Source organism: Candidatus Planktophila sp. (assembly GCF_046070465.1).
In the GTDB taxonomy this organism is placed as follows: Bacteria; Actinomycetota; Actinomycetes; order Nanopelagicales; family Nanopelagicaceae; genus Planktophila.
This window is the reverse complement of the sequence record NZ_JBJTMK010000048.1, coordinates 1-14,820: the sequence shown is the minus strand read 5'-3', so window position 1 is coordinate 14,820 and position 14,820 is coordinate 1. Positions and strand designations below refer to the sequence as shown.

Below are 14,820 nucleotides of genomic sequence, written 5' to 3'. Positions count from 1 at the left end.
GTACCCATCAACAATCGTTTTCCGGTTCGTGAGATTCTTGCAGCAGCAGATGCTTACGAAAAGAAGACAGGTCGTCGTTATTCAATCGAGTATGCACTTATTCGCGATATCAACGATCAAGCATGGCGTGCAGACCTTCTTGGTCGCCTCCTTAAAAACCGGGCTGCTCACGTCAACTTGATTCCACTCAACCCAACACCTGGATCGAAGTGGACCGCCTCGCGCCGCGAAGATGAAGCAGAATTTGTCCGCGTCCTCGAATCCTATGGAGTGCCAGTAACGGTGCGCGATACTCGTGGACGCGAAATTGATGGCGCTTGCGGTCAGCTTGCCGCTAGTGAAAGTTCAAAGTAACGCCCTAGAATCTTCCTCATCGTAAAAAAGTCACCACTCTTACAAGGAGCGCTCACGTGAAAAAACTGCAGAACTTCATTAACGGCCAGTCAGTAGATTCAAAGTCAGGTGAGACGACAACACTGATTAATCCAGCAACCGGAGAGCCGTTTGCTACCGCTCCGATCTCGAGCGCTGCCGATGTTGATGCTGCGATGAAGGCAGCAAGTAACGCTTTTGTCGATTGGCGCGATTCCACACCATCAGAGCGCCAGCGCGCTCTTCTTAAGATTGCCGATGCCATTGAAGCTCGTGCCGATGAGTTTGTAGCTGTTGAATCTGAGAACTGCGGAAAGCCACTGGGGCTTACTGCATCAGAAGAAGTTCCGCCGATGGTCGACCAAATTCGTTTCTTTGCTGGCGCTGCTCGCAACCTTGAGGGTAAGTCAGCCGGGGAATACATGCGCGGAATGACATCGTTTATTCGCCGCGAACCAGTTGGTGTCTGCGCACAGGTAACTCCATGGAACTATCCCATGATGATGGCGGTCTGGAAGTGGGCACCCGCAATTGCGGCAGGTAACACTGTTGTGCTCAAGCCTTCCGATACAACGCCGGCATCGACTGTATTAATGGCTCAGGTCATGTCTGAATTTCTTCCAGCTGGCGTTATCAACGTTGTCACGGGCGAGCGCGCAACAGGCGCACTTCTTGTAGATCACGCAACACCTGCCATGGTTTCAATTACTGGATCTGTCGCAGCGGGTATGGCTGTGGCAGGAGCTGCATCAAAGTCGCTGAAGCGCGTCCACCTCGAACTTGGAGGCAAGGCTCCTGTCGTTGTCTTTAATGATGCCGATCTCGCAGCAGCGGCAGAAGGCATTGCGATCGCTGGCTTCTTTAATGCAGGACAAGATTGCACAGCTGCTACTCGAGTCTTAGTGCAAGAGGGCGTCTATGAAGAGATGGTGAAGTTGCTTGCAGATCAAGCGACCAACCAGATTGCCATGGGTGCGCCAGATCAAGATGTACTTGTAGGCCCAGTCAACAACGCCAATCAGTTCGAGCGCGTTAATGGCTTTATCGCTCGCGTCCCATCTCATGCTCGAGTCGTCGCCGGAGGAGCGCCTTCAGGGTTGCCTGGCTACTTCATTGCTCCGACTGTGATTGCTGACCTTCAGCAGTCAGATGAGTTGATTCAGTCTGAGATTTTCGGTCCTGTCATCACGATTCAGAAGTTCAAGGATGAGGCCGAGGCGGTGGCGATGGCCAATGGCGTCGACTACGGACTTGCATCATCGGTGTGGACCAAGGACCACGGCCGCGCGATGCGTATGGCCAAAGCCTTCGACTTCGGATGTGTCTGGATCAACACCCATATTCCTCTTGTGGCTGAGATGCCTCATGGTGGTTATAAGCGCAGCGGATACGGCAAGGATCTCTCTAGCTATGGCTTTGAGGATTACACCCGCATCAAGCATGTGATGACCAACATCAACGCTTAGCCCCGGGCTTGGCGCGCTGAAATCACACTTCACATAAGTTTGGCCGATAGGCCATTGGGTTACATACTTAGCCCTGCAAAACCGTCCCTTGTACCGGCACACAAAAGGAGCCTACGATGGCTAAGAAGGCACTCTCACCAGAAGCACGTTCAATTCTCAATTCTCGCGTTTCACGTCGTGCAGTCTTTGCCGGCGCAGGCGCTGTAGCTGGTGCATCTGCGCTCGCTGCATGTGGTTCAGGTGGGTCAAGCGGAGCATCTGCTGATCAAGTTCGCTGGGCAAACTGGACGCTGTACTTAGATCTCGACGAGTCGGGTAAGCACTACCCAACACTCGATGCATTTGAAAAGAAGTTTGGTATCAAGCCTGTTTACTCAGAAGATATCAATGACAACGATGAATTCTTCGGCAAGGTGCAGGGACAGCTCAAGCTGGGTGAAGATATTGGTTACGACGTCATCACACCAACAGACTGGATGGCCGCTCGCTTTATCCGTCTTGGCTATACACAGAAATTTGATAAGGCAAACATTCCTAATGCAAAGAATATTTTGCCAACTCTTGCACACCCGTCATTTGATCCTAATCGCGACTCTTCACTCACATACCAGGGCATCATGGGTGGAATCGGCTGGAACACAGCGGTAAACCCAAAAGGCATGAAGTCAGTTGACGATCTCTGGACACCACAGAACAAGGGCAAGATTGTTGTTCTCTCAGAGATGCGCGACACCATTGGCGTTATCCTGCTTTCACAGGGCATCGATGTCACCAAGGTAACTGAAGATCAATTCATGAACGCTGTTGATTTCCTTGCGAAGAAGATCGCCGATGGCTGGATTCGCGGCGTAAAGGGCAATGAGTACAAGGAAGATCTCATCTCCGGTGACGCAACTGCAGTTATTGCTTGGTCTGGCGATATGTTCCAGCTCTCATCAGAGAATGCCGGAAAGTTTGACTTCGCAATTCCAGAATCAGGCGGAACAATTTCAGGCGATAACTTCCTGATTCCTTCAACGACAACAGCTGACGGCAAGAAGAACGCCGAGACTCTCATTAATTACTACTACGACCCAGCTGTTGCAGCCGAAGTTGCAGCATACGTGAACTATGTGACACCAGTTATGGGAGCACAAGCTGAGATGGAGAAGATCAACCCAGAGCTCGCTCAGTCTGAGTACATCTTCCCAACTGAGAAGACGATGTCACGTCTGAACGTATTCAAGGCGCTGACACCTGCAGAGGAAACTTCATGGACTGAAGCTTTCCAAAAGGCAGCTGGTAACTAAGTTGGCCGGAATCTCTTCAGCGCGCGGCGACCTACGTCTCACACACATCACAAAGAGCTATGGTGATTTCACCGCGGTCAATGATTTGTCATTGACTATTCCTGCAGGTTCTTTCTTTGCTCTCCTTGGACCTTCAGGTTGTGGAAAGACAACCACTTTGCGAATGGTTGCTGGCCTTGAAGAGCCTACCCAGGGAAGCATCTCTCTCGGTGACACTGACATCACTTACACGAAGCCATATCAACGTCCAATCAATACCGTCTTTCAGAACTACGCACTCTTTCCTCACCTGACCATCTTTGAAAATATTGCATTCGGTCTTCGCCGTCGCGGTATTAAAGATGTGAAGGAACAAGTAGATAAGGCTCTTGAGCTGGTAGAGCTTTCTCATCTTGCAAGTCGTAAGCCAACACAGCTCTCTGGTGGACAACAGCAGCGCATCGCACTTGCCCGCGCAATTGTTAACCGCCCTGCACTCCTGCTTTTGGATGAGCCTCTCGGTGCCCTCGATCTCAAGCTTCGTCGTCAGATGCAGATCGAACTCAAGTGGATTCAGAAAGAAGTAGGTCTTACCTTCGTTCACGTTACACACGATCAAGAAGAAGCCATGACAATGGCAGACACGATTGCGGTAATGAATGAGGGAGAGATTGAACAGCTTGGCTCACCCGCAGATCTCTACGACAACCCAAAGACAGCCTTTGTTGCCAACTTCCTCGGCCAGTCAAACCTTATTAAGGGCACCATCACTGGTAACGATGGCGACAACCACATTGTCGACCTCTTCGGTCAGAAGATTTCGCTAGCGAAGAACCGCTCGCATGCAGTCGATAACTCAATTTTTGCGGGCATTCGCCCAGAGAAGTTCCGTATTTCACGCCTGGCAACTGCAACATCAGGAAATATCTTGACGGGCGGAAAGATTGAAGACGTTTCCTATATCGGTGTATCAACTCAGTACCAGGTGATGATGCCATGGGGACAAGAGTTAATGGTCTTCGAACAAAACGATGATGGAGTTGCGCCATTTAGCGTCGGCGAAGATGTCAACATCTCATGGGAATCTGGATTTACATTTGCCCTTCGCGGAGATGAAGATGCTGAAGCAGGTATGGAAGTCGAGCCAGAAGAGATCCCTGCCGACGATGAGTAAGTCTGGCATTTCAAGCCCACGCACTCCGTATCTCTTACTGCTGCCGGGCTTGGCATTTCTCTTCACATTCTTTATCTGGCCAATCGCCAACCTTGCGCAGACTTCAACCCAGACTCCGATTGCTGGGGGAGATACAGGTGCCTATGAGCAGACTCTGCGCTGGCGAAATTACATCGATGCCTTTGTAGAAAATAAAGAGCAGTTCGGTCGCTCATTTCTCTATGCAGCACTGGCAACGATTATCGCGCTAGCAATCGCTTATCCATTGGCATATGCCATCGCATTTAAAGCGGGCAAGATGAAGAACGTTCTGCTCGTTCTCGTTGTTGCACCATTTTTTACATCGTTCTTGCTCCGCACGATTGCATGGAAGCAGATTCTCGGAGAGCAAGGCTTCGTGGTTCCGACTTTGCGTAATCTGCACATCATCGCACCAAGTACCACGCTGACATCATCCGCTTTTGCTGTCGTTGCAGGTATGACGTATAACTTCCTTCCATTTATGACTTTGCCGCTCTATGCATCAATTGATCGCATTGATCCTCGCACACTGGAGGCATCTGGAGATCTCTATGCCAATGGCCTCACAACTTTCCGCAAAGTAACACTGCCGCTCTCCATGCCAGGAGTAGTAGCAGGAACTCTTCTCACCTTCATCCCTGCAGCCGGTGATTACGTCAATGCAGCAATTTTGGGTAGCCCAGAGACAAAGATGATTGGTAACGTCATCGAATCTCGCTTCTTTAAGATTGTGGATTACCCAACAGCTGCAGCGCTCTCATTTACTTTGATGACTGCGATTCTTATTCTTGTCACTGTCTATATCCGCAAAGCCGGAACAGAGGAACTCGTATGAGAAAAGTATCTCGTTGGTTCCAGCGCAATCTCATCCGCATCTATGCAGCAGTTGCGTTTACCTATCTTCTTGTACCTATTGCTTACACCGTCGCCTTCTCCTTTAACGATGGTGGAAAGTCCAATCTCATCTGGAAGGGCTTTACCCTCGATAACTGGATGAACCCATGCGGAGCGCCCGAGGTCTGTACCGCACTTGGAAACTCCATCAAGATCGGCTTCCTAGCAACCACTTTTGCAACAATCCTTGGCACCATGATTGCTTTTGCATTAGGTCGTCACAAGTTCCGTGGTCGTTCAGCAACAAACCTTTTGATCTTCTTGCCGATGGCAACACCTGAAATCGTTCTCGGCGCATCGATGCTCTCCCTCTTCCTTACGCTGAAGATCAACCCAGGTTTCTGGCCAACAGTCATCGCTCACGTGATGTTCTGTATTTCATTCGTTGTGGTGACTGTGAAGGCTCGTATTGCCTCGTTGGATCCGCGCCTCGAGCAAGCTGCAATGGATTTATACGCGAACGAAATTGAGACCTTCCGCCGAGTAACTCTGCCTTTGGTCGCACCAGGTATCGCAGGCGCTGCCCTTCTTGCGTTTAGCTTGTCGTTCGATGACTTCATCATTACCAACTTCAACTCAGGCACTATGACGACTTTCCCTAAGTTCGTCTACGTCTCTGCTGCCCGTGGAATTCCAGCGCAGGCTAATGTCATTGGTTCTGCGATGTTTATCATCGCACTTGCGGTTGTCATTCTTGGACAGATCGTGGGACGTAAGCGCGCAGTTAAATGAAGCGTCGCCTTGTAATCCTCGGATCGACTGGCTCTATCGGAGTCCAGGCACTCGAAATCGTTGATGCAAACCCAGAGCTCTTTGAGGTAATCGCAATCAGTGCAGCTGGTACCAATCCCGATGTTCTGATTGCGCAAGCAAAGAAATACCAGGTTGGCACTGTCGGGGTTATCAAGAACGCAGATGTTGTGAAGGCGGCACTTCCTGGCGTCACCGTTATCGACGGAGGTAATGCGTCAACAGAGATCGCTGCAATGTCATGTGATGTTGTGCTGAATGCGATTACTGGCTCAATTGGTCTAGCCCCAACACTTGCTGCGATTAAAGCTGGCAACCAATTAGCGTTGGCCAATAAGGAATCACTCGTGGCAGGCGGAGAGCTCGTAATGCCACTTGCGAAAGAGAATCAAATCTTGCCTGTCGATTCCGAGCACTCTGCAATTTGGCAGTGCTTGCAGGGAAATGACGCAGCAGATATTTCCAAGTTAGTTCTGACTGCAAGTGGCGGACCTTTCCGAGATCGAGAAGATTTATCTGGAGTTACTTTGGATGAAGCGTTGGCTCACCCCACATGGGCGATGGGTCCGGTGGTCACAATTAACTCTGCCACGCTGATGAACAAGGGCCTGGAAATCATTGAAGCTCACCACCTCTTTAACTTGCCGTATTCGCAGATTGATGCCGTGATTCATCCGCAATCATTCGTGCATTCAATGGTCGAATATAAAGACGGCTCGACCATCGCGCAGGCATCTCCTCCTAATATGAAGGGTCCGATTGCACTTGCCATTAACTTCCCACATCGCACAGCCGAAGCAACGAGACCAATCGATTGGACGAAGGCGTCAACGTGGAACTTTGAACCCATCGATGAGAAGAAATTTCCAGCTGTAGCTCTTGCCCGCCACTGCGGATCGGTCGGGGGAGCGCTTCCAGCGATCTTTAACGCGGCCAATGAGGTCGTCGTAGCTGCCTTTATTCGGGGCAAGGTGAAGTTCATGGAGATTATTCCGACCGTTGCAGCGATTGTCGCCCACTTTGAGAAGAGCTCAATTCCATCACTGAGAGATCTCTCAGATGTCAGTGCTATAGAAGAGGATGCGCGGAAGGCAACTTCGGCCCATTTAGCAAAGGTAGCGTCGTAATGGAGATTCTCGGCATCATTGCATTTGTTCTCGCTCTTCTGACTTCGGTTATGTTCCACGAGCTTGGACACTTTCTCACTGCTCGTAAATTTGGAATGCGAGTCTCAGAATTCTTCGTCGGCTTCGGTAAGCGCATCTGGTCGATTACACGAGGCGAAACCGAGTACGGAATCAAGGCAATTCCTGCAGGCGGGTATTGCCGCATCGAAGGCATGACTCCTTCAGATGAGATGCCAGATGGCGAAGACCATCGTGCATTTGTAAAAGCTTCATCTGGCAGGAAGCTCATTGTTCTCGGTGCGGGCTCCACCGCGCACTTCCTCCTCGGATTCTTGTTGATCTTCTCGATCTTCTTTGGAATTGGCTACACAACAATTACTCCTGTTGTCGCACAAGTCGCCAAGGGCTCTGTCGCTGAAAACAGTGGCTTCAAAGCTGGTGATGAAATCATTTCTATCAATGGTGCTGCTGTCACGCAGTGGGCAAAAGATGCTAGCAAGATTGCTCAATCAAAAGGTGCAGTAATGCACTTTATCGTCTTACGTGATGGCGAGAAGGTTTCGATTGCTGCAGCACCGGCCTATAACGCAGAGGCTAAGCGCTATATGTTAGGTGTGATCACAGCACTCGGTACCGAACGTGATGGTTTCGTGAAATCATCGCAAGAAGCAGCAAAGGCGTCTTGGGTCCTGACGAAAGAGTCAGCAAAGTCTCTCGTGACATTGCCAAGCAAAGTCCCTCAGCTATTTCGCGAAACATTTATGCATGAAAAACGCGACCCCAATGGACTTGTCGGTGTAGTAGGTGCTGCTCGAGTATCAGGTCAGGCAGTGGGTAGTGATAAGTTGAATAACAACGAGCGCCTTGCAACATTTATCTTGCTGATTGCAAGCCTCAATATCTTTGTTGGGCTATTTAATCTCTTGCCAATCTTGCCGCTCGACGGTGGCCATATGGCTGTGGCAATTGCAGATGAAGTACGAGCTCTCTTTGCGCGAATCCGACGCAAGCCACGACCTGCACCGATTGATGTGAATGTCCTTACACCGATTACCGGGGTAGTGGTTGTACTGCTTGCGATTCTGACCGTCCTCTTGGTCGTTGCCGACATCATCAATCCTGTCTCGCTCAATCTTTAATTATCAGGCAGAATACGCAGCATGGTTGATCTAGGAATTCCAAGCGCCCCTCTCAAGCCACTCGCTCCACGGCGCAAGACAAAGCAGCTCATGGTCGGCAATGTGGGTGTGGGTTCTGATTCACCGGTCAGCGTGCAGTCAATGTGTACGACCCTGACAGCTGATGTCAATGCAACTTTGCAGCAAATCGCAGAACTCACAGCATCTGGTTGCCAGATAGTCCGCGTTGCGGTTCCATCGCAAGATGATGCTGATGCCTTAAAGCACATTGCCAAGAAGTCACAGATTCCCGTGATTGCAGATATTCACTTCCAGCCAAAGTACATCTTCGCTGCTATCGATGCAGGGTGTGCAGCTGTTCGCGTCAACCCCGGCAACATCAAGCAATTTGATGACAAGGTCAAAGAAGTCGCAAAGGCAGCGGGCGATGCAGGTATTCCAATCCGCATCGGCGTCAATGCAGGTTCGCTCGATCCACGCCTTCTTGCTAAGTATGGCAAGGCAACACCAGAAGCATTGGCCGAATCAGCGCTCTGGGAGGCCTCTCTCTTTGAAGAGCATGGCTTTAGCAATATTAAGATTTCGGTGAAGCATCACGATCCCGTGACCATGGTTAACGCATATCGCCTGCTTGCAGCAAAGTGTGATTACCCACTGCACCTTGGCGTGACAGAGGCAGGTCCGATTTTCCAAGGCACCATTAAGTCTGCAACTGCATTTGGAATCCTTCTCTCTGAAGGTATTGGCGACACAATTCGTGTATCTCTCTCTGCTCCACCAGTTGAAGAAGTAAAGGTCGGTATCTCAATTCTCGAATCTCTCAACTTGCGTCAACGTAAGCTCGAGATCGTTTCATGTCCTTCATGTGGTCGCGCACAGGTAGATGTCTATACATTGGCGGAAAAGGTGCAGGCAGGCTTGCAGGGAATGACAGTTCCTTTGCGCGTTGCCGTTATGGGTTGCGTTGTGAACGGACCTGGCGAAGCTCGCGAGGCAGATCTTGGTGTTGCATCTGGTAACGGCAAGGGTCAAATCTTTGTAAAGGGAGAAGTCATTAAGACTGTTCCTGAGGCGCAGATTGTTGAGACTCTTATTGAAGAGGCGATGCGTCTTGCGGAAGAAATGGAAGCAGCTGGAGTTCCTTCCGGCGAACCTTCCGTCCTTACTTCGTAATTTTTCACATGGCGAAAGCCATTGAAACGTGTAGCTAGCGGTAGGCTCGCGCCCATGTTGCGCATGTCTACTTTATTTCTCCGCACCCTTCGTGATGACCCAGCTGATGCTGAGGTTCCAAGCCACCGCTTATTAGTACGCGCTGGATATATCCGCCGCGTAGCTGCAGGTATTTATTCTTGGCTGCCGCTAGGCGTGATTACCCTTCGCAATATTGAAAACATTGTCCGTGAAGAGATGAACAATGCAGGTTTCCAGGAAGTTCATTTCCCAGCGATGTTGCCCAAGGATCCATACGAGCAGACCAACCGTTGGACAGAGTACGGCCCAGATTTATTCCGCCTTCAAGATCGCAAGGGCACCGATTATCTTCTCGGTCCAACGCACGAAGAGATGTTTACCTTGATGGTTAAGGGTGAGTACTCCTCCTATAAAGATCTTCCACTTTCGCTCTACCAGATTCAGACTAAGTACCGCGATGAAGCACGTCCACGTTCAGGAATCATCCGTGGCCGCGAATTCGTGATGAAGGATTCATATTCATTCGACCTCACCGACGAAGGATTGGTCGAGTCCTACCAGAAGCACCGTGCGGCATACATCAAGACTTTTGATCGCCTTGGAATGAAGTACAACATCGTCTCAGCTGTTGCTGGTGCCATGGGTGGCTCTTCATCTGAAGAATTTCTAGCTCCCTGCCCAACAGGTGAAGATACCTATGTCTTATGTCCAAGTTGTGGCTATGCAGCAAACGTTGAAGCGATGACCACAAAGGTAGCTGCAGGCGATGCGCCATCAGTTGGCGCACTTGAAGTTTTTGATTCTCCTAACACTCCAACGATTGATTCTTTGGTTGACCTTCTCAATTCAAAGTTTGGTGGAGGCTATACAGGTGCATCAACTCTCAAAAATGTCATGTTGATGGCAGATGAAAAGGCAATCTCTGTTCTTGTTCCCGGAGATCGCGAAGTTGATATCAAGCGTATGCAAGCAAACATGGCGGGCGTGAATGACGTTCGTGTCTTTGAAGAATCAGACTTTGCTAAATTCCCAGGACTTGTGAAGGGTTACATCGGCCCTCAAGATGCTGCAAAGAATGGCGTGACGGTTTATGCAGATCCACGCATTGCGCCAGGAACTTCATGGGTAACAGGAGCTAATGCTAAAGACAAGCATGCTCTCAACGTTGTTAATGGTCGTGACTTCCAGGTTGATCATTACATCGAAGCAGTTGCAGTCCGCGAAGGAGACTCATGCCCTCGGTGCGATACGGCTGTCGTGATTGATCGCGCTATTGAAATTGGCCATATCTTCCAACTTGGTCGCAAATATGCAGATGCACTCAACCTCACCGTTCTTGATCAGAACGGCAAGAGCCAGGTAGTCACCATGGGCTCATACGGAATCGGTGTATCTCGTGCAGTTGCGGCCATCGCAGAACAGACACATGATGAAATTGGCCTTTCTTGGCCGGTATCTGTCGCACCCGCCAAGGTACATGTTGTTGTCGCTGGCAAGGATGATTCACTCTTCGAGGCAGGCGAGAAGTTGGCTGCAGAACTTGAAGGTCGCGGCATTTCGGTCATGCTCGATGATCGCCGTGGCACTAGCCCAGGAGTGAAGTTCAAGGATGCCGAGCTCATTGGCATTCCGATGATCGTCGTCGTGGGTAAGGCTCTTGAGAATGGCAACGTTGAAGTGCGAGTTCGCAAAAGTGGTGAAAAGCAAGAGATTGCCGTCGGCAGTGCAGTCGAAGAAATCGCAAAGACTCTAGCAACCCTTGCTTAACGTGTTCTACGAACTCTCCACTCTCAACGTCGCACTACTTTTTTTGGCGATGTTTTCAGCTGGCTTCGTCGATGCGATTGCTGGCGGGGGAGGGTTGATTCAAACACCCGCGATGCTGCTCTCTTTCCCTGATCGCAATCCGGTCTCAGTCGTAGCAACGTCGAAGACCGCAGCATTCTTCGGAACATCTACTGCCGCTATCAAATATCGCAAGTCTATTAAGACCGATCCCAAGCTATTGCTGGCAATGGTCATCCCGGCATTCATCGGTGCGTGTGGTGGAGCGCTCCTCGCATCACATATTTCTCCAACAAGTTTTAAGAGCGCGATTTTCTTTATGATGATTGCAATCTTTATCTACACATTGGCAAAGCCAGATCTAGGAAAAGTTCATGTTGAAAAGCATTCGCCGAAGAGGTTGATGATTATTGGGTCAATTGCTGCAACGGCGATTGGTTTCTATGACGGCTTAATTGGCCCAGGTACTGGCACGATGCTGATGATCGCACTTGTTGCCGTCATGGGATTTGCCTTTGTGGGCGCCTCGGCGATTGCTAAGGTTGTAAATGCCACCACAAACTTAGCCTCGATTATTGTCGTGGGATTTCGGATTGGAATCCTATGGAAGATTGGTCTCTTTCTTGCAATTGCCAACTTAGCAGGAGGATATCTGGGTTCGCATATGGCAATTAAGAAAGGGTCGGGATTTGTTCGAATCTTCTATTTGATTGTGACCGGACTGCTGATTTTGCGACTTGGATACTCGCTTTACATACAGTAAATTAAGCCCCACTTCACAATTGAATAACAACAGAATAGGACGGCAAAGCTATGGCACTTAAAGACCAGATTTCAGAGCTGATTTCTCCAGCGCTTCAACAAGCTGGATATTTTCTTGAAGACGTTAATCTCGTAACTCCGGGCAAGCACCGCATTGTTACTGTCATCGTCGATGGCGAGAGCGCACTCAATCTTGATCAAGTTACCGTTGCATCCAAGCTCGTTTCAGAGCTTATGGATGAAGCTCCCTTTATGGGCGAGACTCCATTTACCCTCGAGGTCACATCTCCAGGTATCGACCGTCCACTTACTTTGCCACGCCACTTTGCAAAGAATGTCACTCGGTTGCTCAAGGTCACTAAGACCGATGGTGACGTTGTCACAGGACGCATCGCCTCTAATACGGATGCAGATGTCACTCTCACTGTTGTCGTTAAGAAAGAGACAAAGAAAGTTGTAGTCGCTCTTGCCGATATCAAGCGCGCTGTAGTCGAGATTGAATTCAATCGAAAGGACGAGAACTAATATGCATGTTGAAATGGAAGCTCTCGTTGCTCTCACCACAGAAAAGGGAATGTCTCTCGAGCAACTTATCCAAGCAATCGAAGCTGGCGTGCTGACTGCCTACAATGAGACTGCAGAGCCAAACCGATATGCGCAAGCAAAGCTCAATCGCGAAACAGGCGAAATTCAGATCATCATTCCTGAGTTCAATGAGATGGGCGAACGCATCGCTGAAAAAGTTGATGAACCAGAAGGTTTTGGTCGCACTATTACTTCAGCTGCACGCCAAGTTATCAAGCAGGCGATGCGCGCAACCAATGATGCCGAGATCGTGGGGGAGTTCACCGGATCTGTCGGTGATGTTATTTCTGGCGTTATTCAGCAAGGCCGCGATCCTAAAATGATTAATGTCAATCTTGGTCGCATCGAAGGTCGCATTCCGCCACAGGAACAAGTTCCAGGTGAGATCTACGAACACGGTGCGCGCATCAAGTGTTTCGTTGTTGAAGTAAAGCAAGGCATAAAGGGGCCAGAGATCATGTTGTCTCGCAGCCACCCTGGCCTGGTAAAGCAATTATTTGCCCTCGAAGTTCCAGAGGTGAAAGATGGAATCGTCGAGATCATGGGTGTAGCTCGTGAAGCTGGTCACCGCACGAAGATTGCAGTGCGCTCACATCGCGCAGGTGTTTCGCCTAAAGGTTCATTAATTGGACCGATGGGTGCACGTTCGCGCGCAGTGATGGATGAACTCAATGGAGAAAAGATCGACATCGTGGATTACGACGAGGATCCCGCAAAGTATGTGGCGCATGCACTCGCCCCAGCGAAGGTCAGCAAGGTCGAGATCGTTGACTTCGAAGCTCGCAGCGCCAAGGTTGTCGTTCCTGATTACCAGCTCTCATTGGCTATCGGAAAAGATGGGCAGAACGCCCGCCTTGCCGCACGTCTGACCGGCTGGCGCATCGATATTCACCCAGATACAACTGCAGTTCCTCCTACCGAATAGGAGATTTCGGGGCTTGTTCGGTAGACTAGTGATATCAACTCCCTTCGGGGATTCAGAAATGGATGCGAAAGATATGAAGCAAAAATGAGCTCGTTCACATCATGAGGTTCGACAACTAGGGCTCGCATCCCAATACAGAATGTGCGGGCCAAGACAGGAGAAATGTGTCAAAGGTCCGTGTACATGAGTTGGCAAAACAACTCGGTATGGAAAGCAAGGAAGTCCTTGCTAAGTTACAAGAACTCGGCGAATTCGTCCGATCAGCATCATCAACAGTTGAGCCACCGGTTGCTCGCAAGCTCATGGCGCTCTATCCCGATGCCAAGCCTGCCGAGGAGAAGAAGCCGGTAAAGAAAGCCGCAGCTAAGAAGGCGGTAGCGTCAAAGCCAGAAGTGAATCCAGAGCTCGCTGCCGAACTTGCTGCAGAGCTCGGAGTTGATCTCGCAGCGTTGAAGGCATCACGCGAAGCGGAAGCAAATGCAGCTGCAGCGCCAACTGCAACTCCTGATGCACCAGCAGCTCCAGTAGTCCCAACACCGCCACCAGTTCCGGGTGCTCCAGTTGCGCCGCGTCCTGGCAACAATCCATTCTCAGCAGGTGGCGCAGTTCCGCGTCCACCGCGTCCTGGCAACAATCCTTTCTCAACTGGTGGCGCCGTTCCGCGTCCACCTCAGCGACCAATGGGTGCAGCGCGTCCCGGTGCTCCACGTCCTGGTGCTCCACGTCCAGGTTTTGCTGCACGTCCAGGTGCTCCCCGTCCCGGCGCACCGCGTCCAGGTTTTGCACCACGTCCAGGTGGAGCAGGTGCACCAGCATCTGGTCCATATCGTTCTTCAGGTCCATCTACTGGTGGAGCTCCACGTCCCGGCGGTCCAGGTCGTCCTGGTGGAGGTCCCGGCGGTCGTGGATCGGCAGCAGGTGCATTTGGAAAGGGCAAGTCATCTAAGCGCAAGCAGAAGTCACGTAAAGCACTGCGCGAAGAATTCGACAACATGCAAGCGCCACAGCTTGGTGGCGCAGTTATTCCTCACGGTGATGGCAATACAAAGATTCGTATGCGCCGCGGTTCATCGCTTGCAGATTTCGCCGAGAAGATCGGTGCAGATCCAGCAGCGTTGGTATCAGCGTTGTTCCACTTGGGTGAGATGGTTACTGCAACTCAATCAGTTGACGCAGATACCTTCGAAATTCTCGGTGCACAGTTGAAGTACCAGATTGAAATCGTTTCTCCTGAAGATGAAGATCGTGAACTTCTTCAAGATTTCGATATCGATTTGGCGCAAGAGCTCGAAGATCTCGATCCAGAGAGCCTCGTTGCACGTCCACCAGTTGTCACAGTTATGGGTCACGTCGATCAC

Annotated in this window: 13 protein-coding genes and 1 pseudogene; all 14 read left to right on the top strand. The window is 50.4% G+C overall.

Annotated features, from left to right (window positions below):
* Positions 1 to 354, top strand: a pseudogene (locus ACKOVI_RS02345) (dual-specificity RNA methyltransferase RlmN); the annotation flags it as partial.
* 56 nt (positions 355 to 410) lie between these two features.
* On the top strand, positions 411 to 1,838 hold the full coding sequence (locus tag ACKOVI_RS02340; protein ID WP_509602408.1) for a gamma-aminobutyraldehyde dehydrogenase: 1,428 nt from the start codon (positions 411 to 413) through the stop codon (positions 1,836 to 1,838).
* A 116-nt stretch (positions 1,839 to 1,954) separates the two neighbouring features.
* Positions 1,955 to 3,127 (top strand): ABC transporter substrate-binding protein, encoded by a 1,173-nt coding sequence (locus ACKOVI_RS02335; protein ID WP_509602407.1) that lies wholly within the window; start codon positions 1,955 to 1,957, stop codon positions 3,125 to 3,127.
* A 1-nt stretch (position 3,128) separates the two neighbouring features.
* A complete protein-coding gene (locus ACKOVI_RS02330; protein ID WP_509602406.1) occupies positions 3,129 to 4,280 on the top strand; it encodes an ABC transporter ATP-binding protein in 1,152 nt (383 codons plus the stop codon).
* A complete protein-coding gene (locus tag ACKOVI_RS02325) occupies positions 4,273 to 5,136 on the top strand; it encodes an ABC transporter permease (protein ID WP_509602405.1) in 864 nt (287 codons plus the stop codon). Before ACKOVI_RS02330 ends, ACKOVI_RS02325 begins: the two co-directional genes overlap by 8 nt.
* Positions 5,133 to 5,927: an ABC transporter permease gene (locus tag ACKOVI_RS02320; protein WP_509602404.1), complete on the top strand. Its 795-nt coding sequence runs from the start codon at positions 5,133 to 5,135 to the stop codon at positions 5,925 to 5,927. Before ACKOVI_RS02325 ends, ACKOVI_RS02320 begins: the two co-directional genes overlap by 4 nt.
* Positions 5,924 to 7,072 (top strand): 1-deoxy-D-xylulose-5-phosphate reductoisomerase, encoded by a 1,149-nt coding sequence (gene dxr / locus ACKOVI_RS02315; RefSeq protein WP_509602403.1) that lies wholly within the window; start codon positions 5,924 to 5,926, stop codon positions 7,070 to 7,072. Before ACKOVI_RS02320 ends, dxr begins: the two co-directional genes overlap by 4 nt.
* Entirely contained in the window at positions 7,072 to 8,211 is a 1,140-nt protein-coding gene (locus ACKOVI_RS02310) for a M50 family metallopeptidase (RefSeq protein WP_509602402.1), read from the top strand. Before dxr ends, ACKOVI_RS02310 begins: the two co-directional genes overlap by 1 nt.
* A gap of 21 nt (positions 8,212 to 8,232) precedes the next feature.
* Complete coding sequence (ispG, locus tag ACKOVI_RS02305; protein ID WP_509602401.1) at positions 8,233 to 9,384, top strand: flavodoxin-dependent (E)-4-hydroxy-3-methylbut-2-enyl-diphosphate synthase; 1,152 nt, start codon at positions 8,233 to 8,235, stop codon at positions 9,382 to 9,384.
* Between the two features lie 54 nt (positions 9,385 to 9,438).
* Positions 9,439 to 11,172, top strand: a complete 1,734-nt coding sequence (locus ACKOVI_RS02300) for a proline--tRNA ligase (RefSeq protein ID WP_509602400.1) — start codon at positions 9,439 to 9,441, stop codon at positions 11,170 to 11,172.
* A 1-nt stretch (position 11,173) separates the two neighbouring features.
* On the top strand, positions 11,174 to 11,953 hold the full coding sequence (locus tag ACKOVI_RS02295) for a sulfite exporter TauE/SafE family protein (RefSeq protein WP_509602399.1): 780 nt from the start codon (positions 11,174 to 11,176) through the stop codon (positions 11,951 to 11,953).
* A 50-nt stretch (positions 11,954 to 12,003) separates the two neighbouring features.
* Positions 12,004 to 12,477, top strand: a complete 474-nt coding sequence (gene rimP / locus ACKOVI_RS02290; protein ID WP_509602398.1) for a ribosome maturation factor RimP — start codon at positions 12,004 to 12,006, stop codon at positions 12,475 to 12,477.
* Between the two features lies 1 nt (position 12,478).
* Positions 12,479 to 13,462, top strand: a complete 984-nt coding sequence (gene nusA, locus ACKOVI_RS02285) for a transcription termination factor NusA (protein WP_509602397.1) — start codon at positions 12,479 to 12,481, stop codon at positions 13,460 to 13,462.
* A 164-nt stretch (positions 13,463 to 13,626) separates the two neighbouring features.
* Positions 13,627 to 14,820 (top strand): translation initiation factor IF-2 N-terminal domain-containing protein (locus tag ACKOVI_RS02280; RefSeq protein WP_509602396.1); only part of this gene is annotated, 1,194 nt, incomplete at its 3' end.